Source organism: Bradyrhizobium sp. 21 (assembly GCF_023073335.1).
Taxonomy (GTDB): domain Bacteria; phylum Pseudomonadota; class Alphaproteobacteria; order Rhizobiales; family Xanthobacteraceae; genus Bradyrhizobium.
Map to the genome: position 1 here is coordinate 52,685 of NZ_JADPJG010000038.1, position 20,586 is coordinate 73,270.

Annotated in this window: 21 protein-coding genes; 10 read left to right on the forward strand and 11 right to left on the reverse strand. The window is 65.1% G+C overall.

What is annotated here, in order from left to right:
- A complete protein-coding gene (locus IVB31_RS33315; protein ID WP_247332553.1) occupies positions 1-1,134 on the reverse strand; it encodes an ABC transporter permease in 1,134 nt (377 codons plus the stop codon).
- 143 nt (positions 1,135-1,277) lie between these two features.
- Here IVB31_RS33315 and dgcA point away from each other — a divergent pair, with 143 nt between their 5' ends.
- Positions 1,278-2,273 carry an N-acetyl-D-Glu racemase DgcA gene (gene dgcA, locus IVB31_RS33320; protein ID WP_247332556.1) on the forward strand — a complete coding sequence of 332 codons (996 nt, stop codon included), beginning with the start codon at positions 1,278-1,280 and terminating at the stop codon, positions 2,271-2,273.
- Here dgcA and IVB31_RS33325 read toward each other — a convergent pair.
- Positions 2,243-3,439, reverse strand: coding sequence for a major facilitator superfamily domain-containing protein 6 (locus tag IVB31_RS33325; RefSeq protein ID WP_247332560.1), 1,197 nt, complete (start codon positions 3,437-3,439; stop codon positions 2,243-2,245). The genes dgcA and IVB31_RS33325 overlap by 31 nt on opposite strands.
- A gap of 75 nt (positions 3,440-3,514) precedes the next feature.
- Between IVB31_RS33325 and IVB31_RS33330 the strand changes: the two genes are divergently transcribed.
- Complete coding sequence (locus tag IVB31_RS33330; RefSeq protein ID WP_247332563.1) at positions 3,515-4,957, forward strand: hypothetical protein; 1,443 nt, start codon at positions 3,515-3,517, stop codon at positions 4,955-4,957.
- 34 nt (positions 4,958-4,991) lie between these two features.
- A complete protein-coding gene (locus tag IVB31_RS33335; RefSeq protein ID WP_247332566.1) occupies positions 4,992-5,345 on the forward strand; it encodes an ADP-ribosylation/crystallin J1 in 354 nt (117 codons plus the stop codon).
- A 7-nt stretch (positions 5,346-5,352) separates the two neighbouring features.
- On the opposite strand, the gene IVB31_RS33340 is transcribed toward IVB31_RS33335, so the two are convergent.
- A complete protein-coding gene (locus IVB31_RS33340) occupies positions 5,353-5,505 on the reverse strand; it encodes a hypothetical protein (RefSeq protein WP_247332568.1) in 153 nt (50 codons plus the stop codon).
- A gap of 159 nt (positions 5,506-5,664) precedes the next feature.
- Complete coding sequence (locus IVB31_RS33345) at positions 5,665-6,024, reverse strand: hypothetical protein (protein ID WP_247332570.1); 360 nt, start codon at positions 6,022-6,024, stop codon at positions 5,665-5,667.
- 144 nt (positions 6,025-6,168) lie between these two features.
- Here IVB31_RS33345 and IVB31_RS33350 point away from each other — a divergent pair, with 144 nt between their 5' ends.
- A complete protein-coding gene (locus tag IVB31_RS33350) occupies positions 6,169-6,504 on the forward strand; it encodes an antibiotic biosynthesis monooxygenase (protein WP_247332573.1) in 336 nt (111 codons plus the stop codon).
- Here the strand turns inward: IVB31_RS33350 and IVB31_RS33355 are convergent.
- On the reverse strand, positions 6,482-6,925 hold the full coding sequence (locus tag IVB31_RS33355; protein WP_247332575.1) for an RbsD/FucU domain-containing protein: 444 nt from the start codon (positions 6,923-6,925) through the stop codon (positions 6,482-6,484). The two genes, IVB31_RS33350 and IVB31_RS33355, sit on opposite strands and share 23 nt — an antisense overlap.
- A 132-nt stretch (positions 6,926-7,057) precedes the next feature.
- On the opposite strand from IVB31_RS33355, the gene IVB31_RS33360 reads away from it, so the two are divergent.
- Positions 7,058-8,842 carry a caspase family protein gene (locus IVB31_RS33360; RefSeq protein WP_247332577.1) on the forward strand — a complete coding sequence of 595 codons (1,785 nt, stop codon included), beginning with the start codon at positions 7,058-7,060 and terminating at the stop codon, positions 8,840-8,842.
- 272 nt (positions 8,843-9,114) lie between these two features.
- Here the strand turns inward: IVB31_RS33360 and IVB31_RS33365 are convergent, their stop codons facing one another.
- The 4 genes from IVB31_RS33365 to thiD all read right to left on the reverse strand — a co-directional run bounded on the left by IVB31_RS33365 (position 9,115) and on the right by thiD (position 13,046).
- On the reverse strand, positions 9,115-10,098 hold the full coding sequence (locus IVB31_RS33365; RefSeq protein WP_247332579.1) for a threonine/serine dehydratase: 984 nt from the start codon (positions 10,096-10,098) through the stop codon (positions 9,115-9,117).
- 61 nt (positions 10,099-10,159) lie between these two features.
- Positions 10,160-11,203 carry a glycosyltransferase family 1 protein gene (locus IVB31_RS33370; RefSeq protein ID WP_247332581.1) on the reverse strand — a complete coding sequence of 348 codons (1,044 nt, stop codon included), beginning with the start codon at positions 11,201-11,203 and terminating at the stop codon, positions 10,160-10,162.
- Between the two features lie 13 nt (positions 11,204-11,216).
- Positions 11,217-12,029: a UDP-2,3-diacylglucosamine diphosphatase gene (locus IVB31_RS33375; RefSeq protein ID WP_247332583.1), complete on the reverse strand. Its 813-nt coding sequence runs from the start codon at positions 12,027-12,029 to the stop codon at positions 11,217-11,219.
- A gap of 216 nt (positions 12,030-12,245) precedes the next feature.
- Entirely contained in the window at positions 12,246-13,046 is an 801-nt protein-coding gene (thiD, locus tag IVB31_RS33380) for a bifunctional hydroxymethylpyrimidine kinase/phosphomethylpyrimidine kinase (protein WP_247332586.1), read from the reverse strand.
- Positions 13,047-13,354: 308 nt separating this feature from the next.
- Here thiD and IVB31_RS33385 point away from each other — a divergent pair, with 308 nt between their 5' ends.
- The 5 genes from IVB31_RS33385 to IVB31_RS33405 all read left to right on the forward strand — a co-directional run bounded on the left by IVB31_RS33385 (position 13,355) and on the right by IVB31_RS33405 (position 17,874).
- Positions 13,355-15,331: a PAS domain-containing sensor histidine kinase gene (locus IVB31_RS33385; RefSeq protein WP_247332589.1), complete on the forward strand. Its 1,977-nt coding sequence runs from the start codon at positions 13,355-13,357 to the stop codon at positions 15,329-15,331.
- Positions 15,332-15,444: 113 nt separating this feature from the next.
- Complete coding sequence (locus IVB31_RS33390) at positions 15,445-15,690, forward strand: Lrp/AsnC family transcriptional regulator (RefSeq protein ID WP_247332592.1); 246 nt, start codon at positions 15,445-15,447, stop codon at positions 15,688-15,690.
- 92 nt (positions 15,691-15,782) lie between these two features.
- On the forward strand, positions 15,783-16,205 hold the full coding sequence (locus IVB31_RS33395; protein WP_247332596.1) for a PqqD family protein: 423 nt from the start codon (positions 15,783-15,785) through the stop codon (positions 16,203-16,205).
- Positions 16,195-17,187: a hypothetical protein gene (locus IVB31_RS33400; protein ID WP_247332599.1), complete on the forward strand. Its 993-nt coding sequence runs from the start codon at positions 16,195-16,197 to the stop codon at positions 17,185-17,187. Before IVB31_RS33395 ends, IVB31_RS33400 begins: the two co-directional genes overlap by 11 nt.
- A gap of 6 nt (positions 17,188-17,193) precedes the next feature.
- Entirely contained in the window at positions 17,194-17,874 is a 681-nt protein-coding gene (locus tag IVB31_RS33405) for a glycosyltransferase family A protein (RefSeq protein WP_247332602.1), read from the forward strand.
- On the opposite strand, the gene IVB31_RS33410 is transcribed toward IVB31_RS33405, so the two are convergent.
- Both IVB31_RS33410 and IVB31_RS33415 read right to left on the reverse strand, forming a co-directional pair.
- On the reverse strand, positions 17,849-19,480 hold the full coding sequence (locus tag IVB31_RS33410; protein ID WP_247332605.1) for a nucleotidyltransferase family protein: 1,632 nt from the start codon (positions 19,478-19,480) through the stop codon (positions 17,849-17,851). The two genes, IVB31_RS33405 and IVB31_RS33410, sit on opposite strands and share 26 nt — an antisense overlap.
- Positions 19,481-19,622: 142 nt before the next feature.
- Entirely contained in the window at positions 19,623-20,552 is a 930-nt protein-coding gene (locus IVB31_RS33415) for a cytochrome c (protein ID WP_247332607.1), read from the reverse strand.
- Positions 20,553-20,586: the final 34 nt, after the last annotated feature.

The following is a 20,586-nucleotide window of genomic DNA, read 5'->3' on the forward strand; positions in this document are numbered from 1 at the left end:
TCACATCCCGATCGAGGCGAAGAAGATGGCGAACACGCCATCCATGACGATGACGAAGAAGATGCCCTTCACCACCGACGCGGTGGTGTGCTGTCCGAGCGATTCCGCGCTGCCCTGCACGGCAAGCCCCTCGACGCAGGCGACGATGCCGATCACGGCGGCCATGACAGGTGCTTTGACGATGCCGACGATGAAATGGTCGATCGAGATGGCGTCGCGCAGGCGCAGCAAAAACGCCTCGGGATCGACGCCCCCATAGAGCCAGGCGACCAGACCGCCGCCATAGAGCGCGGCCATGGCGCCGAGGAAGGCCAGGATCGGCAGCGCCAGCACCAGCGCCAGCATGCGCGGCAGCACCAGCACCTCGATCGGGTCGAACCCCATGGTGCGCAGCGCGTCGATCTCCTCGCGCATCTTCATCGAGCCGAGCTCGGCGGTGTAGGCGCTGCCCGAGCGGCCTGCGACCATGATGGCGACCAGGAGGACGCCGATCTCGCGCAGCACCAGCACGCCCAGCATGTCGACGACGAAGATGTCGGCGCCGAACCTGCGGAAATGGAAGATACCCTGCTGGGCGATGATGCAGCCGATCAGGAAGGTGATCAGCACCACGATCGGCACCGCGCGCCAGCAGACCTGCTCGAGATGATGCACGGTCGAGGTCATCCGGAACGAGCGTGGGTGAATCAGGGTGCGCGCGCCCGCCGCCAGCACCGCGCCCAGCATGTCGATCAGGCCTGCCACGGTGCCGCCAACGCCGGCCACGGCCCGGCCGATCTGCTCCAGCATGCCGGTGATGGTGATCGTGCTGCTGTCGGTCACGGGGGTCGCCCTGACCCGCCGCACCTCGTCCACGAGGCTCGAATAATTGGCGGACAGCCCCGCGATCTGCGCTTCGACGGCGCCTTGGGTCAGGCTGCGGCGCAGGCGCTCGATCAGCCAGGCGCCGAAGGTGTCGAGCTTGGCGACCTCGGAGACGTCGATGAAGATGCTTTGCGGACCGCCGGCGAGCTTCTCCGCGTCGGCCACCATCCGCTCCAGGACCGGCGCGAAGCTCGCGGTCCAGGTTCCGGTGGCGCAGAGTGCCAGCGCGTTGCCTTTCGCAATCCGTTCCAGCTTCGGATCGCCGCTCAAGATCTCCGCTCCCGTGCCGGGGCGCTGGAAACGGATGACATCAGATGGTTGCGCACGCGCCCTTACCCGGAGAAGCTATCCCCAACTGGTTAACGTTAGTTGCTAGAGGTAACTAGCAGGTTCAGATTTCGCCAGAGTTCAAAATGACTTCCAGCAAAGTTCCGGCCCTTGCCGCACGAATCGAGCGCTTTCCCATCGCCGGCAGTTTCACCATCAGCCGGGGCGCCAAGACCGAGGCGGTGACGGTGGTGGCCGAAATCAGCCGGGGCGGCCTGACCGGCCGCGGCGAATGCGTGCCCTATCCCCGCTATGGCGAGACGCCCGAGGCGACCCTTGCCGCCATCCAGGCCATGCAGCAGGCCGTGGCCGGCGGCCTCACCCGGCAGGCCTTGCAAGCCGCCATGCCCTCAGGCGCGGCCCGCAATGCCCTGGATTGCGCCCTGATCGATCTGGAAGCCAAGGCGGCAGGCTTGCGCGCCTGGAGCCTGCTCGACCGCCCGGTGCCGGGCGAGCGCACCACGGCCTACACGATCTCATTGGGCCCCCCGCAGACGATGGCCGCAGCGACCGCCAAGGCGGCGCACCGGCCGCTGCTCAAGATCAAGCTCGGCGGCGATGGCGATGGGGAGCGCATCGCGGCGGTGCGCCAGGCGGCTCCCGAGTCCGAGCTGATCGTGGACGCCAACGAGGCCTGGACCGAGGCCAATCTGGAGCACAATCTCGCGGCCTGCGAGGCCGCTGGCGTGACCCTGGTCGAGCAGCCGCTGCCATCAGGCAAGGACGACGCGCTGGCGCGGATCAAGCGTCCGCTCGCCGTCTGCGCCGACGAAAGCGTGCACGACCGCAACTCGCTCGCCCCGTTGCGGGATCGCTACGACGCCGTGAACATCAAGCTCGACAAGACCGGCGGCCTCACCGAGGCGCTGGCGATGGCCGATGCCGCGCAGGCGCTCGGCTTCGAGATCATGATCGGCTGCATGGTCGCGACCTCGCTGTCGATGGCGCCCGCGATGCTGGTGACGCCGCAGGCGCGCTTCGTCGATCTCGACGGCCCGCTGCTGCTGGCGCGCGACCGGGATCATGGCCTGCGGTATGACGACAGCCTGATCTATCCGCCGGACTCTTCGCTCTGGGGCTGAGCCCTGAGCCGGTGACGCGCCGACCAGATCACAATCGCACCGGCAGCGGCCATCACCGCCATGACGTAATACAGGCCGTCGCCGATCCGGGCATAGATCGCGCCTGACGCGATCGAGGTCGCCGCGCCGAGCAGCCCGTTGCAGGCGGCGTAATAGCCCTGCCCGCGCGCGATCTGATGCGAGGGCACACGCTGCACCAGAAGATTCATGGTGCCGAGGATGGTCATGCCGAAGCTGAAGCCGTGGCCGAGCTGGGCGATCGCGAGCAACGCAAGCGGCGGCTCGTTGGCGGTGATGATCCAGCGCACCACGGCGCTTAAGCCCCCGATCGCCATCAGCGTGGATGGGTGCAGCGAAAAGCGCGGCGACAGCGCGAAGACGACGATCTCGGCGATCACGCCCAGCGTCCACAGGCCTGCGATCGTCAGCCCGTCGAGGCCATGGAGCTGCCAGTTGATGGCCGAGAACGTGTAAAAAGCGATATGGCTGCTCTGGATCAGCGCCGCCGAGGCGATCACCGCCCAGAAGCCGCCATCGCGCAGCAGCGCCGTGCCGGCATGCGTCTCGGTCGTCCTCCGCCTGACATCGTCGAGCGGCTGCAGCAGGAGGCTTGCCGCGACCGCGACGACGGCCCACGCGACGATGACCCAGATCAGGTCGCGCGGCGCGATGTGGTCGACGAGATAGCCGCAGGCGAGCGAACCGGCGGCAAAGGCCGCCGAGCCCCACAGCCGTAAGGGTCCGTAATTGAGTCCGTAGCGGGCCACCCCGCGCAGCGCATAGGCATCCGTCAACGGCATCGTCGGCGTCCACACCATGCAGGTCAGCGCGTAGATCAGGAACAGCGCCAGCGGCTGCTGCTGCAGGCCGACGGCGGTAAATCCGATCGCGGTGGCCAGCACCGACAGCATGATGCCGGCGCGAATGGCATGTCGCTTTTCGGCCAAGGCGGTGATTTGCGGCAGCGTGGTGAAGCGCGTGATCGCCGGCAGCGCGTTGATGAGGCCGATCCAGGCCGCGTCGATGCCGACCGCCTTCAGCCACACCGGGAAGAAGGGCAGATGCGTGCCCAGGACCGCGAAGAAGGCCGAGTAGAACACGGCGAGGCTCACGGCGAATCGCCGCTTCACGGCTGCTGGTGTGGGGATTTGTGATTCGCTTGCCATCAAACCAATTGCGATTCGGTCGATATCGTGGTGATCGTTACTGTAACGCGCGGTGATTTGCGCGACGAGATTGACATGGCCTCTGAAGCATTCGCCCTCTCGCCTATGTCTGCCCGCGCGGCCGAGCCGAACGAGCAGGATTACGACGCGATCCGCGAAGCCTTCATGGAGACCGCGCGCGGCCGCTGGTTCCTCGGCGAGTATGCCAAGCGCAACCGCAATGCGGATACAAGCATGGTGCTCGACGCCGTCGCGAAAATCGAAGAAACCCTTGCGGCACAGCGACAACCCGTCGTCGAGGACCGCCTGCCCGAGGCGCTGATCGCGATCCGGCACGCGATCCGCGAAGCCGAGACGATCGCGATCGCGGCCCTCGATCCCGCGGCCATCGAGGCGAGCCTTTCGGCGATCCCGCGCGGCGTGCGCATCATCAAGGAGATCTCCTGGCGCTGGCGCGAGATCGGCGCCGACGGGCGAATCTGCGACCTGATTGATTCGCAGCTCGCCTCGATCGAGGCGGCCTGCGCGCAAGTTTCGACCATCGACCCTCGCGCCGACCTCAAGGCCGCATTCGATCTGCTCAAGGAACGGATCGACCAGACCGACGGCGACGCAACGCCGCAGGCGGCGAGCCCCTCGCCGGCGCCTGCGCAGGAAACTCCGCCGCCCGTCGCTGAAGCTCCGCCGATGGCGGCCGCGCCCGCCGCGATGGCAAGCGAGGCACCCGTGGCTTTTACGGAGGCACCGCAGGACATCGCAGAGGCGATAGAGCCCGAAGCACCCGTGGAAGCAGCAGCCGTGGCAGCAGCAGCCATGGAAGCCGTAGCCATGGAAGCAGCAGCCATGGAAGCGGCCGGCGTCGCTGAAGCCTTCTCCGTTGCCGAGCCGGCAATGGATGCCGCCCTGGAGCCGGAGATCGTCGCCGAGAGCCAGATCGCGCCTGAGCATGCCGCCTTTGAAGAGCCGGCCGCCGAGCCCGCCGCTATGGCGGAGGTGACGGACGAATTTTCGCTCGACGCCGCCGCGGAAGCCGAGGACGAAGCCATCCTCGATGCCATCGCGCTGGAGATGGCCGCGCCCGATCCTGAGTTCGACGAGATCATGGAGCCGGTCGCGATGGAAGCGGCCGTTCCCGAGCCGATGGTTGCCGAGGCCGCGGCGCCCATTGCAGCCGAGATGCCGGAGCCGACCGCAGCCGTGCCTGCCGCCGCGCCGGTTGTGGAGGAGCCCGTCGAGGAAGCGCCGATCGCGATGGAATCGCTGGCGCGCCTCACCAACGCCATTGCCGAAGCCGCCGCCGAAGTGATGGAGCAGCCGGCCCCGGCCATGGCAGCGACCGCGATATTCGGCACCGCGCAGACAGCGCCGCTTCCGATGCCCTCGCCCGTCCCAGAACCCTCGCTCGGCGCCACCATCCTCGCCAGCGGCATTTTGCAAAAGTCCCGCGCGGCAGCAAACGATCCGCTCGCGCCGATCCGCCGCATGACGCAGGCCGAGAAGATCGCGTTTTTCTCGTGAGGGGGCGGACCTCAAGAACCCGGTCATCCCAACCATGTCCCCCACCGCAGACACAATCACCCTCTGGCGCCCTGTCGGACCGAAGGAGCTGGAGCTGATCCGCCAATCCGGCATGCGTGCGTTTCCGCCGCGCCTGCCGGACCAGCCGATCTTCTATCCGGTGCTGACCGAGGACTATGCTGCCAAGATCGCGCGCGACTGGAATGTCCCGGCGAGTGGTTCGGGCTATGTGACGCGCTTTGAAATCGAGCGGAGCTTCATCGCGAAATATGACGTCCAGGAGGCCGGCGGACGCACGCATCTGGAGTACTGGATCCCGGCCGAAGACCTCGATGCGTTCAATGCCGCGATCGTCGGCTTGATCGAGGTGGTCCGCAGCTTTCCCTAGCTGTTGATCACTTCCCCTGGATCTTCAGACCGTTGGGACCGACGTTGATCTGAAGACCATCCGGCTGTTTCTTGGCCTGGTAGAGGTTGTAGCTGAGCACGCCGACAACAACGACCAGCGCGCCGACGAGAAGAAACAGGATATTGCGATTGATGACCATCGGCTTTCCGTTGAGCTGCTTGCGTTGTTGGGCCAGTCCGCGAGCAGATCAGGTGATCGCCGTCCCGCGGGGGAGATAAGCCTCGCTCCCGATTCAAGTTCCCGGAAGGTCGCTGTTTTGATGCAAATCGCGGCGGCGAGACACTGCGCGGGTGATACGTCACCCGCAATTCCAGACCGCGCCGATCGGCGTCCGCGTCCAGCACGGACCAAAACTGCCGCCATTGTAGCGGCCGCCGCCGAAACCGGGTCGGCCGAAATAGCGCCATTCGCCATCCCAGCCGTAATATTGGGGCACCGGGTCGATGTACCAGTGGCGGCGGTCGCTTGGCGACATCCGGCGCATCGCCTCCTTCTGCTTGTAGAGCGGAATGCTGTTGCTCAGCGGCTGGCGATAGCCCGGCAGGAAGCCGTAGCCATGCCAGGCTTGCTTGGGGCGCTTTTGAACGGACGCCGCGGGCGCGACAGCGGGCAACAGCGATAGGACGATAGCGACAGATAGACACATAAGGCGCGACATGGAGAGACCATAGACAGTCGATTGGGGTATGACCATTCAAATTCGGGTGCAAAGTTCAGTCCTCGGGCATCGCGATGTAACAAAACCCATCGCGAAACCGAAGAGATCTGGGGACGGAAATTCTATCACCGAAGGTATGGAAGCATGATTGGCGAAGTGATTGTTGTCGGTGACCTCAAGCTGCGGGACAGCGTCTCACTCGAGGAATACCACCGCCTCGGCGAGACCATGTACGATATCGTCAGCCGCCTCCCGGGCTTTGTGTCGGTCAAATCATTCAAGGCCGATGATGGCGAGGAGCTCACACTGTTTCGCTTTGCTTCGGAGGAGGCGCTCGAAGCCTGGCGCACCCACCCCGAACATGTCGAGACGATGAAGCGAGGACATGCCGAATTCTACTCAAGCGGATTCCTGCAGATCTGCAAGGTGATCCGCGAAGTCGGCCCGTTCGAGCACGTCAGCCGATCACACCCTTCCTGATCAGGAAACATCCATAGCCCCTGCTGTCGCCGACCTGCACCACGCCGAAGCCCGCCGCTGCCGCGCGATAAAAATCCGGCCGCGCGAGTTTGCCTGGCGTGACGGGGCGGCCGGCAGCGCGTTCGATCTCGGCGAGCACGGCGCGCTGCACGTCGGGAACGCGGTCGGGATCGTCGACCGGCATCATCACGCGCACCGGATCGGGATCGAAATCGTCGAGCGGGTAGACTGACATGATGGCGCGGGCGGCCGTCTCCATGCTCATGCCCGGCAACTGGATCAGGCGCTGCGAGGTGGTGCTCTGCGCGATGCGGGTTGCCGGATGATTGGCATCGACGAAAACGAGGTCGTCGCCATGGCCCATCGAGGCCAAGAGCCAGAGCAGGTCGGGCGTGAGGATCGGATCGATCGATTTCAGCATGCCGCCGGGTTCCAACGTGATTCAGGTCACGCATCGTAGCACGGTGATCGGCATCACGTACCCAAGGCTCGAACGCGGCCTAGCTTGCTCGCAACCAATCTCGCATCGAGATCAGTGCCAGAGGAGCACGCCATGTTCCGCCTAAGACCTTTCCTGATGACCGCGGGCCTTTTTGGAAGCCTGTTCGGGTTCGCCTGCGGCCCCGTTTCCGCGCAAGTCGCCCCGGTCGCGCCGGCCCCCACCGCGCTGCAAGGCCCCGAGCAGCGGGTCGCGCTGGTGATCGGCAATTCGAACTACCAGAATGCGCCGCAGCTCGCCAATCCCGACAACGACGCCCAGTCGATGGCACAGTTCCTGAACTCGGCCGGCTTCGAAGTGGTCGCCGCGACCGACCTGACCCAGAACGACATGCTTCGCGTGGTGCAGGACTTTTCCGCGAAAGTGTCCGCGCGCGGTCCGAACACGGTGGCGATGGTCTATTACGCCGGTCACGGCGTGCAGCTCGCCGGCGAGAACTATCTCGTTCCCGTCGACGCCAAGGTGTCGAGCCAGACCGAGCTCGTCAACAATTCGGTGCGCCTGGTCGACGTGATGTCGACGCTGGAGACGATCCCGAGCCGCATGCGCATCGTCATCCTCGATGCCTGCCGCAACAACCCCTTCCCGAACGTCAACGACGCCGGCCGCGGCCTCGCCATCGTCGATGCGCCGAACGGCTCGATCGTGGGCTACTCGACCGCGCCGGGCGCGGAAGCGCAGGACGGCACCGGCGGCCACAGCCCCTACACCCAGGCCTTCCTCAACGTCGCGCGCGAGCCCAACGTCCCGATCGAGCAGCTGTTCAAGCGCGTGCGTCTCCAGGTGAATCAGACCACCAGCGGCGCGCAGATCCCGTGGGAGAGCTCGTCGCTGACGAGCGATTTCACCTTCTTCGGCGACACCGCAATTGCCGCCAACCGCGCGCCGGTGAATGCGCCGGTGGTACAGATGGCCTCCAATTTGCCGAGCCGTTCCACGCGCCAGGCCTATGACTACGTCGTGTCCGAGGGACGCCCGGAGTACTATCAGGAGTTCATCACGATGTATCCGCATGACCCGCTGTGCGATCACGTCCGCTGGCTGCTCAACAACCTGCTGCTCTCGCAGGCCTGGCACAAGACGGTGCTCGCGAACTCGCCGGTCGCCTACAAGAACTTCTACGACAGCTACGGCAACACCCCCTATGCGCAGGTCGCGCTGAAGCTGGAGGCCCAGCCGAAGTTGATCCCCTTGATGCAGGCGACCAAGTTCCTGGCTCCGCAGAACATCGCCCCGACCTTCAAGATCGGCAATCTCGGCCAGCCCAAATACATGCCGTTGCAGGGCAACGGTGGTGGCCAGATGAACGGAAATCTGCCGGCCGTGCAGAAGCCGGTCGACGGCAACGTCATCGGCAAGCTCGGCAATGGCGGTCAGATCGTCAACCAGCAGAACGGCACACCGTCGCAGACCCCGGGCAAGATCGTCACCCTGCCTGCGCCGACCAACACGACCAGCAACAATGGCGGCATCGGCAAGATCGTGACCCTGCCTGCGACCAACAACACGCCGAATGGCGGCAGCAATGCCGGCAATGCCAACGGCGCTACCAACGGCAACCCTGGCAAGATCGTGAGCATGCCGGTGAATGTCGGCAAGGGCGGCACGAACGTCGACGCGAAGCCGGTCACCGTTCAGACGCAGACCAACCCGATCCGCATCAACAACGGCGTGAAGCTCAACAACAATCCGGTGAACAAGGTGCAGGTCCAGAATTCCAGCCCGCAGTTCAACACGACCAACCGGATCGGCAATAGCGGCGGCAGCAACTTCCGCCAGTCGATGAACCAATCGTCGAACATGGGCGGCGGCAACAATCACCGCAGCTTCATGCACTGATCGCGGCCGGCCATACCACGACAAAGGGGCAGAGCGGTAACGCTCTGCCTCTCTTCATGTCAGAACATGATCAGCTAAACTGGGGCTCGGCCTTTTGCGCGACCTGAGCGCACGCCTCGTCCTTCGAGACGACCGCTCCGCGGTCTCCTCAGGATGAGGCTAATCGGCATCGGCGCCCGTTGAAACTCCTGCCGCGCACTCCGTCCTCATCCTGAGGAGCCCGCCCAAAGCGGGCGTCTCGAAGGATAGGCCGCAGGGAAAACGCTCCCAATTCAGGCCACCAGCTCGGCAAACAGATCGGCGTCGACATTGCCGCCGGAGAGCACGATGACGACGTTCTTCCCGGCGACATCGAGACGCCCCGCAAGCAGCGCCGCCAGGCCGACCGCGCCGCCCGGCTCCACCACGAGCTTCAGCTCGCGATAGGCAAAGGCGACGGCCGCGCCGACTTCCTTGTCCGACGCGGTCACGCCGCGCGCCAGGAGCTTGCTGTTGATCGCAAACGTCATCTCGCCGGGGATCAGGGCCATCAGCGCATCGCAGATGGTGCGGCCGGCCGGCCCGTGCGGCTCGCGATGGCCTGCGGTCAGCGAAAGGCCGTGATCGTCGAACGATTCGGGCTCGGCGACGACGATTTCGGCCAGCGGATAGCGCGCCTTCACCGCAGTTGCGACGCCCGCGATCAGGCCGCCGCCGGAGGCCGGCGCCACCACGATGTCGGGTGCAAGGCCGAGCGCCGCCATGTCTTCCGCAATCTCGCGGCCGGCGGTGCCCTGCCCCGCGATCACGAAGGGATCGTCGTAGGGCCTGACCAGCGTCGCGCCGCGCTTCTCGGCGATGCCGCGCGAGATCGCTTCGCGGTCGTCGCGATCGCGGTCATACAGCACCACCTCGGCGCCATAGGATCTGGTGCGCTCGCGCTTCGACAGCGGCGCATCCGTAGGCATTACGATGGTCGCGTGCATGTCGAGGATCTTTGCCGCCGCCGCCACGCCTTGGGCATGGTTGCCGGAGGAGAAGGCGACGACACCGCCGGCCCGCTTGTCCTGCGGGATCGAGGCGACCTTGTTGAAGGCACCGCGGAACTTGAACGAGCCGGTACGCTGGAGCATCTCCGGCTTCACGAACACCTTTGCACCGACGCGCTCGTTGAGCACGGGAAAGGACAACAGCGGGGTGCGGATGGCGAAGGGCGCGATCACCCGCGCCGCGGCATCGATGTCGGCAGGGCCGATCGGGAGGAGCTGTTCGGTCATGACTGACCTTATCGCGGCCGATGAGGCGCGGGCAAGACATCTCCGCGCGAGGATTTGCCCGTCAGGCGACGAAGCGTGGCGGTTCCGCGGCGTTCCGGCCCGGCAGCACCGCGCAGGCTGTCTGGATGCTGTCGATAAAAGCCCGGGCCGAGGCCTCCCAGGTGTAGTTGGCGGCGAATTCGACGCAGTCCTGCCGGGAGACGTCGAGCGCGGCGAAGCAGGCGCTGCGCAGATCGTGATCGAGCGCGCCGACCGGCGCATCGCCGATCACGTCGCGGGGCCCCTTTACAGGGAAGGCTGCGACCGGCAGGCCGCTTGCCAGCGCTTCCAGCAGGACCAGGCCGAAGGTGTCGGTCTTGCTCGGAAACACGAAGACGTCCGCCGCAGCATAGATCTCCGCCAGCGCCTCGCCGTGCTTTTCGCCCAGGAAGATCGCATCCGGATAGGCTTCTTCGAGCGAGGCCCGCGCCGGACCGTCGCCGACGATCACCTTGGTGCCGGGCAGGTCGAGCTCGAGGAACGCTTCGAGGTTCTTCTCCACCGCGACCCGGCCGACCGAGAGGAACACCGGTGCCGGCAGACAGAGATCGATCGCGCGGGGATGGAACAAATGGGTGTCGACGCCGCGCGGCCATAGCGCGACGTTGGCAAAGCCGCGCTCGCGGAGCTCGCGGGCGAGCGCCGGCGTTGCCGCCATCACGGCGCGGCTGGGGCTGTGGAAACGGCGCAGCGCCCGCCAGATCAGGGATTCCGGCACCGGCACGCGGGCGCGGACATATTCGGGAAAGCGGGTGTGGAAGCTGGTCGTGAACGGCAGCTTGCGCTGGCGGCAATAGCGGCGGACCATCAGGCCGATCGGCCCCTCCGTCGCGATGTGGATGCTGTCAGGACACGCCTCTTCGACCAGCTTGGCGATTCGCGCCGGGCGCGGCATCGCCAGCCGCACGTCGCGATAGCTGGGCATCGCAAAGGTGCGAAACGATTGCGGCGTCAGGAACGTAAATTCGGCGCCGAGCGCCTCCGCGGCATCAGCGAGCTTGGTCAGCGTCCGAACCACACCGTTGACTTGCGGGTGCCAGGCGTCGGTCGCGACCAGGATGCGCATCAGGCTGCCTCTGTTACGCAGCTCTGGCTGCGACCTGCGGGACTTGTGCCGGCTTCTGCGCGTGATCCGCCCAGGTGATGATCTCGAAACGGCCGTCGTCGTGCTCGACCAGCGCGGTGCAGCTCTCGACCCAGTCGCCGCAATTCATGTAACGGATGCCGCCCTCGTCGCGGATCACGGCGTAGTGGATGTGGCCGCAGATCACGCCGTCGGCGTCGTGGCGCCGCGCCTCGGCGGCGAGCGCCTGCTCGAACGCGCCTATATAGTTGACGGCGTTCTTGACCTTCTGCTTGGCCCATTGCGACAGCGACCAATAGGGCACTTTGAACATACGCCGGAAGAAGTTGACGAAGCGATTCATCTGGATCGCGAAGTCGTAGGCCTTGTCGCCGAGATGGGCGAGCCAGCGCGCGTTCTGCACCACGAGGTCGAAGATGTCGCCGTGGATGACGAGATAGCGCTTGCCGTCCGCGCCGGTGTGGACGGTGTTCTCCACGACGTCGATGCCGCCGAAATGCGTGCCGTAATAGTTGCGCAGGAACTCGTCGTGATTGCCGGGGATGTAGATGACCTTGGCGCCCTTGCGCGCCTTGCGCAGAAGCTTCTGGACCAGGTCGTTATGCGATTGCGGCCAGTGCCAGCTCGATTTCAGCGCCCAGCCGTCGACGATGTCGCCGACGAGATAGATCGTGTCGGCATCATGAAAACGCAGGAAGTCGAGCAGAAGGTCGGCTTGTGAACCGCGGGCTCCGAGATGAACGTCGGAGATAAACAACGTGCGAAAGCGCCTTTCAGGGCTCTCGTCACTCACATCGTAACTTCCCATGCGACAGCCTGTAACAATATCCCGTGACAGGGGGATGACCGATTGAACCTTTGAGGCACCCTCAAATACGAATCAAACCTTGCCTCGCCCTCTCCGCGAATATCAGTCGCATGCGACAATCAGGCGACATGGAGCGGCAGCGGTCGCCCGCAAAACCCCGGAAACCACGGCCTTATTGGTTAATGCCGGGATCGGTCGCGCCGCGCAGAGCCAGCGTCAGTAAAATCTGTGAAAATGATGGATCGGCCCGTGGCCGTGACCGACGCTGAAGCGGTCGGCGGCCGCGATCGCGGCGCTGATCCAAGCCTTGGCGTCGCGCACGGCGCGCTCGAGATCCTCGCCTTTGGCGAGCCCCGCGGCGACGGCGGAGGACAGCGAGCAGCCGGTGCCATGGGTGTTTTGGGTGGCGACGCGGGGAGCCGCAAGCGCGATCGTGGTCTTGGCATCGACGAAATAGTCGGTGCTCTCGGCGCCCTCACCGTGACCGCCCTTGATCAGCACCGCACGGCAGCCCAGCGCCAGCAGCCGTCGCCCCTGGCTCTCGATCTCAGTCTCGCTTGCCGCAATCGGCTCATCGAGGAGAGCGGCGGCCTCCGGCAGGTTGGGCGTGATCACGGACGCCAGCGGCATCAGTTTTTTGCGCAGGGCCTCGACCGCCTCGGCAGCCAGCAGGCGGTCGCCGGAGGTGGCGACCATCACGGGGTCGAGCACGATGTGGCGGGGCTTCCAGCGCGCCAGTGCGGCCGCGATCGCATCGATGCTGGCGACCTGCGCCACCATGCCGATCTTCACTGCGCCGACATCGAGATCGGAGAACACCGCATCGATCTGCGCCGTGACGAATTCCGCGGGCACCGCGTGAATGCCGGTGACGCCGCGGGTGTTCTGCGCGGTCAGCGCCGTGATGGCGGAAGCGCCATAGACGCCCAGCGCGGCGAAGGTCTTCAGGTCGGCCTGGATGCCGGCGCCTCCGCTCGAATCGGAGCCGGCGATGGTGAGCGCCACGGGCGTCGTCATGGGGCTTTCTTCCGTGTTTTCGAAGCCAAGCTTTTCGAGGTCATGGCCTGTCCTAGCGCGCCGCCATAGCACCAGCAAGCTGCACCAGCTTCGATCTGCGTCGCCGCAGATCGCGTTGCGGCGAATCAGTCGGACCGAGTGCTGTGCGGCGTTGTCGTCCCGCAAGCGAGCACAGTACGAGAAAATACCACCGCGGCACAACCGGGCCTTGGCGTCCGTCCGGACGAGTGACACGTTAAGGGGCGGATTCGTCCAGCGACGCCACGTTGCGGGCCGGCCTCGGCCCGCAATTCTCTCGGGATTGTATCATGTGGGCCTACTTCGAACGTCTCCTCGACTCCTCGATGTTTTCACCTCACGGCATCTGCCTGCTGTGGGAGCCAGAGCTGATCTGGCTCCACGTCGTCTCGGACGCCGTCATCGCTGCCGCTTATTTCTCGATCCCGTTTGCCCTCACCATTCTCGTCACCAAGCGGCGTGACCTCAGGTTCGGGTGGGTCTATTGGGCCTTCGCGGCCTTCATCATGGCCTGCGGCCTGACCCACGTGCTGTCGATCTACACCCTCTGGGTTCCGATCTACGGCATCGAGGGCCTGGTCAAGGCGGCAACCGCGGTTGCGTCGATTTTCACAGCCGGCGCGCTCTGGCCGCTGTTACCAAAAATCCTGACGATCCCTTCCGCGTTCGAGCTCCAGAAGGTCCAGGCCGCGCTGGAGGAGGAAGAAATCAAAAGCCGGGACGCGACGCTGCTGCTGCGGCAGGTCGGCGAGGCCCAGCGTGCGATGCGCGAGAGCATGACGCGTCTCACCGCAATCGTCGAGACCGCGGTCGACGGCGTCATCCTGTTCGACGCGCAAGCCCACATTCTGCTGTTCAATCCCGCCTGCGAACGCCTGTTCGGCTATCGCGCCGACGAGGTCATGAATCTCGACATCGGCATGCTGATGTCCGACGAGGAGAGGCGCTCATCCACCGGTCATGCGCATTTCGCAACCGGAGAGGCCGTCGGCCTGCGCAAGGACGGATCGAGCTTTCCAATGGCTCTGTCGGTGGGCCAGGCGTGGCAGGACGGCGAGCTGATCTATGTCGGCATCGTCCACGATCTGACCGCGCGCAAGCTGACCGAGCAGCAGCTCCAGCAGGCGCAGAAGATGGAGACGGTCGGCCAGCTCTCCGGCGGCATTGCCCACGACTTCAACAATCTGCTCACCGTCATCATCGGCAACGCCGAGCATTTGAGCGAGCAGCTCAAGGCGCGGCCCGATTTGCGGCAGTTTGCCGACGACATCTGCGAGTCCGGCGAACGCGGCGCGGAGCTGACGCAGCGGCTGCTGGCGTTCAGCCGCCGCCAGTTGCTGCGACCGCAGACCATCGATTGCCGCCAGCTGCTCGATTCCATGTTCAAGCTGTTCAAGCGTACCTTGCGCGAGAACATCGAGATCAGCACGTCGTTCGCCCCCGGTACGATCCAGGCTTTCGCAGACCGCGCCCAGCTCGAATCCGCCGTGCTGAACCTCGCGCTCAACGCGCAAGACGCCATGCCGGCCGGCGGGCATCTGACGCTGAGCACCGAACCGGCTTCGATCGACGATGATTATCGTGAGCTGCACCCCGAAATGGCATCCGGCAGCTACACCTTGATCTCCGTCACCGATGACGGCGAAGGGATGACGCCTGATGTCCTCGAACGCGCCTTCGAGCCGTTCTTCACCACGAAGGAGGTCGGCAAGGGCTCTGGCCTCGGGCTCAGCATGGTGTACGGCTTCGCAAAGCAGTCCGATGGTCATGTCTCGATCTACAGCGACAAGGGCCTGGGGACGACGGTCCGGATCTACCTGCCACGCGCGGCGGCGGGACGATCGCCGACCGACCTTCCGGAAGCCGACGAGGCGGCGCCGAGAGGATACGAGACGATCCTGATCGCCGAGGATGATCCGTTCGTTCGCTCATCCACCATTCGCAGGGTGGAAGCTCTCGGATATCGCGTGGTCGCCGCCGTCAACGGCAAGGAGGCCCTGGAGCGGCTGCGTGCCGATCCCGACATCGACATGCTGTTTACCGATATCGTGATGCCCGGCGGTATGAGCGGCTGGGATCTAGCCGATCGGGCCCGGCGGATTCGCCCGGGTCTCCCGGTGCTGTTCACCTCGGGCTATGCGCTGGAGACCCTGGTCGAGCAGGGCCGCGCGCAGGCGCAATCTGTCGTCCTAACCAAGCCCTATCGCAAGGTCGAACTGGCGCGGCGCCTCAGGGACGCGTTCGCCGCCATGGTCGTGACCTCGTAGGACTGGCATTTGCGCTCGCGGCAACCTATCCCCGGCCCCTCCGGCAAGTTCGCTTGCCAAATCCGGCCGGTTTTGGCCTATTGGCCGCCAGATATGCCTTCGGAGTGACTGCAATGGTTCCCTTTTTCGTCCAGATCAAATGCAAGCTCGGCCAGTCGTACATTGTTGCCAATGCGCTTGCCGAAGCCGAGATCGCCTCCGAGATCTACTCCACGGCCGGCCACTACGATTTGCTGGTGAAGTTCTACGTCGACAACGACACCGACATCGGCCACTTCATCAACGAGAAGGTGCAGGTGCTACCGGGCATCCAGGACACCCTCACCATCATCACCTTCAAGGCGTTCGGCGCGAGCTAGTTGCCCGCAATTGGCGCAATCCGCGCGGTTGCGCAGCCGGGCACCTATGCTAGCGTCCGACCATTGGAATTGAAGCGAGTACCGAGCAAGTCATGGCCCTCACCACGTCGGTGCCGCTGCTGATCAGCCAGCAATTTGATAGTGAAGTGGTGTTGGCCAACTATCAGAATGGCGTCTACTACAACCTCGACGGCAGCGCCGCGCAAATTTGGCTCGGCCTCAGGGCCAACCGAACGGTTGAGGAGATCGCAAACGCGTGCGCTTCCGCGACTGGCGGTGATGCCGCCTCCATCACGCCGCAGGTGCAAGCCTTCGTCGACAGCATGCTGGCAGAAGGCCTTATCGCTGAAGGCGCCGCCGATGCACGTGTTGAGACATGGACGCCGGTGCTGTCGGGCGCATTCGCCGCGCCGGAATTCCAGCGCTTCGACAATCTGCGGGAGCTCCTGCTGATGGATCCCGTGCATGACGCCGGCGATGAAGGCTGGCCGCTGCGCGAGCCACATGAAGGCTAGCGCTCTCATCCGGCAGGAGATCGCGGCGGTCTTCGCCACGGCAGCGCCGGCGCCGATCGAGACACCGGCCCGCTGCGGCCCGTTCGGCTTACGCCTCGGCTTTGCCTCGCAGGATTTGGCCGGCAGTTTCTTGCCCGCCTACATCCAGAGCACGCCTGATCGTATCGATCTCGACCTGCGCTTCATCACCGCCGCCGACCATGATCTCTCGGCGCTCGTGCCGGAAGCCGCCGAGAAACCGCGCCTGTTGATCGAGGACGGCATCTATTCGGTGTGGCAGCCGGCCGTCATCCCCGTGCTGTTCGCGGTCGATCTCACGGCAAAGCGCGGCATCGCCTGGCTGCCGAAGGGCGAGGCGCCGCCCTGGATCCGCAGCCGGCCGGCGATCTCGCTGATCCACGCCATGATGCACGATACGCCGTGGTGCGCGGTCCATGGCGCGGCAGTGGGAAGCGACGCAGGCTTCGCGCTGCTGGCGGGCGAAGGGCACAGCGGCAAGACCACCGCGGCGCTGGCCTGCGCCAAAGCCGGCTGGCGCTATGCGGGTGACGACTTCGTCGCTGTGAACAGCGAGACCGGCCGGATCGAGCCGCTGTTCTGCTCGGCGCGGCTGCGCCCTGCCCTGGTCGAAACGTTTCAAAGCTTCATCGGCGCAACCACGCCGGTCTCGGATTTCAACGGCGAGCCGCGCCACGAGCTGAGCCTCGCCGATCTCGGCGACCGCATCGGCGGCGGCAGGCTGCGCGCGACGTTCATTCCCCGCCGCCGCGGCGCGGTCGTGCCCGAATTCGCACCGGCGCGGCCGTCGGACGCATTTCGCGCGCTGCTGCCGACCACGGCCTACGAGCTGCCGGGATGGCCCAACGAGATCGCCGACAAGGTAGCGCGGATCGCAGGGCTCGCGCCCGTATTTTTCGCCGACACCGGCACCGCGCCGATGCAGATTCCCGCCGCGTTCCTCGGCCGGCTCGAACAGCTCTGAGGCCGCATGCGCGTCTCCGTGGTCATCGCCGCCTACAATGCCGAGGCCTACATTGCCGAGGCCGTCGAGAGCGTGCTCGGCCAGACGATCCCTCCCGATGAGGTCATCGTCATCGACGACGGCTCGACCGATGCCACACGCGGCGTTCTCGACCGCTTCGGTGATCGCATCGTTGCGCTCACTCAAGAGAACAGCGGCCAGGCCGTCGCCGTCAACAAGGGCCTCGCGATGACGCGCGGCGAGCTGATCGGCTTCTGCGATGCGGACGACCTCTGGACGCCGCGCAAGCTTCAGATGCAGCTGGCCCTGCTCGACCGTGACGGCAACATCGAGGCCGCATTCGGCAAGGTGCAGCAATTCGTCAGCCCCGACGTACCGGAGGTGCTGCGCGCGCGTCTCAAGCCGGCCGTCGAGATCATGCCGGGCGAGCTCAAGCAATGCATGCTGATCCGGCGCGCCGCGCTCGAGCGGATCGGGCCGTTCGACGAAACGCTGCCCGCGACCTTCTTCATCGCGTGGCTCGGCCGCGCCAAGCGGGACGGGTTGAAAATCGCGCATGTCGACGACATCGTCGTCCGGCGCCGGCTTCATCTCGGCAATGGCGGCCGCACCAACACGGACGCTCAGAATCTCCAGACACTGATGGCGCTACGCAAGGCCATCAAGGCGCAGCGGCCGCCGGAGTGAACACCGGCACGCCGTCGATCGACACCGACTTGACGAACAGCCCGAGCAGACGGTGGTCGATCGAGTGGTTGATATCCATCGGACGCCCGGTATCGTGCATCCGCAGCGCGACGACGATTTTGCGCTTGTCCGTGCCGACAATTTTTGCATTCAGTGTAACCTTGAACGGCATCGGATCGTTGCGCCCCGCCATCATCTGCAGCACCTCACTGGCGCCGGCATAGGCCGCGAAACGAAAGCTCTCGGTCCCCGGCGGCAGGAACGGAATCACTGCCAGCTCGACCGCGGCGAACGTTTGCGACCGTCCGTCGACCGGCACGTCGACGACGGCGAACTGATGGTCGGTCCATCGGCCCTCGTCCTCGGGAATGGAAAACCCCTGCCCGAACCAGACGCCTTTTCCGCGCAGCGGATGCGTCGTATCAGCCGCCCGCTGCCAGATCCGCTTCAGGATCGCGTCCCGAAACAAGGGAAAATGGGTGACGCTGGCATCGAACGCGGCGATGGCCGCGCCCGGCAGCCTCAGCCAGTCCAACCCGCGAAACGGCGCCTTGAACTGCGCGCGCAATGACGCGAAGAAGGCGCCCCAGAACTGCTGCCATTGAGTGCGCTGCGCCCACGGCACCGCGCGCACCGCGACCTCGATGGATTTTCCGGGCGGCGCGTAGCGCCACAACTGGCTCACCAGACCCTCGGGCACGAGCGCCGGCATCTCCCGCGCGACGACGTCGAGCAATTGCGCCGCGAACAGGCAGCCATTGTAGCGCATCACGATCGAACGGAAGCGATCCCAATCGACCTTGTGGCCGTAGTTTTCCAGCACATGGACGACCTCGAGCGCCCGGAAAACCATCTCCTTCTGATCGGCCGGCTCGGGGCGCATGGCCGCGATTGCCAGCTGCTCGGCAAGGCCCGGGATCAGCACCTCATGGGTCAGCAGTTTCGCCCGCTCGGCGGTCTTGAATAATTCCTCGGTAAAACCGGTGTCGTCGAGCCAGAAGATCGCGCGCCAGTGCAGATCGATGGCACGGCCGAAGCCGGCCCGCGACATCGCGACAGCATGGATGTCGCGGTCGAAATCGGACTCCGAGAACAGCTCGACATTCATGCCATGGCTGCGGAACGATGCCTGCCGCAGCACCTCGATCGCGCGCGGCGCCTCAACGCGGCGAACCAGGAGATCGTAATCCCCCGTCATGCGCTTCGCCATGTAGCTCTCGTCGCGTGCAAACAGCGCACCGCCCTTGATCAGCAGCGCGTCGATGCCGGCGCTTTCAAGCGCTCGATTGGCCTCGACGAGATCGCGGACCCGCGTCGCGTTCGACAACCAGACATGCTTGACGACGCCGCGCATCCGCTTGGTGTCGGCATCCACGATCCCGGCCCGGTCGACCGTGGCGACGAGCAGCGGCATGGTGCGGTAGACGATCTCGTCGGCAGCCTCCAAGGGCTCGGAGGCGCGCCAGTCCCGATAGGCGTCGATGCCGGTCTGGCCCTGTCCGAGAGCGGCCCGAAACAGCGTCAGGAAACGCCCATGGAGCACGATCGGGAGCTTTGCCGTGCTGGCCATCTCAACCAAACGGTTGAGCCGTGAGGCCTGCTGCATCCGGTTCGGCACCTTCACGCGTCGAAGCGATCGGCACTACCCGCGTAAAGACCAGACAACCCATCGTGATGCAATTCCAATTTCCAACCGGCAGCAAAACATGCGGGTGCCACCCTTGCGTGTCAATTGGAAAGGGCCTGCGTCAGGCGCCACCCTCCTTGCGCTTGGGCCGCGGCGGACCGTCCACCGGCGGCAGCGACTTCAGATAATCCGCCATTGCCGCAAGATCCGCATCCGGCAATTGCGAAATGTTCTTGATCACGCGCGTCATCGCGCCGCCGACGCTGTCGCCGTCGGGCAGTTCGCCAGTCTTCAGAAAATAGGCGATATCCTTCGCGCTCCACTCGCCTAGGCGCTTCTGCGTGATGTTCGGCACCCATCCCTCGCCTTCCGGATTGGGCCCGCCGGCAAAGCGCTCGCCCGAGATGATGCCGCCCAGCACGTTGCGCGGACTGTGGCATTCGGCGCAATGGCCAAAGCTGTTGACGAGATAGGCGCCGCGATTCCATTGCGGCGACTTGCCGCCGTCGGCGACGAACGGCTTGCCGTCCATAAACAGGAATTTCCAGATGCCGACATTGCGCCGGATGTTGAACGGAAAGGGCACGTCGTGGTCACGCACTTTTCCTGCAACGGCCGGTAGAGTTTTCAGATAGGCAAAGAGATCGAGCACGTCCTCGCGTTTTGCATGCTGGTAGGAGGTGTAGGGAAAGGCCGGAAAATAATGCTGTCCGTCGGGCGAGACCCCGTGCATCACCGCGTTGACGAAATCGGTCTCGCTCCATTTGCCGATGCCGTAGGTCGGATCGGAGGAGATGTTCGGCGCGTAGAACGTTCCGAACGGCGACTTGATCGCGACGCCGCCGCCGAGCCTGGTGCGATCGGGCTGGTCGGGGACGGCATGGCATGAGGCGCAACCACCGGCATTGAAGATCACCTCGCCGTTGGCGAGGTCAGGCACATGGGCTGGCCCCGGGCTCACGGCGGCCACCACCGGCGAACTGAGCCACCAATAGACGCCGGCTGCGGCGAGTGCGGCGAGCAGCGCCACGGTGATTGTTCGTCGCAACATGAGTCCTTTCGTGCGTCGCGGCGCACCTTATGAC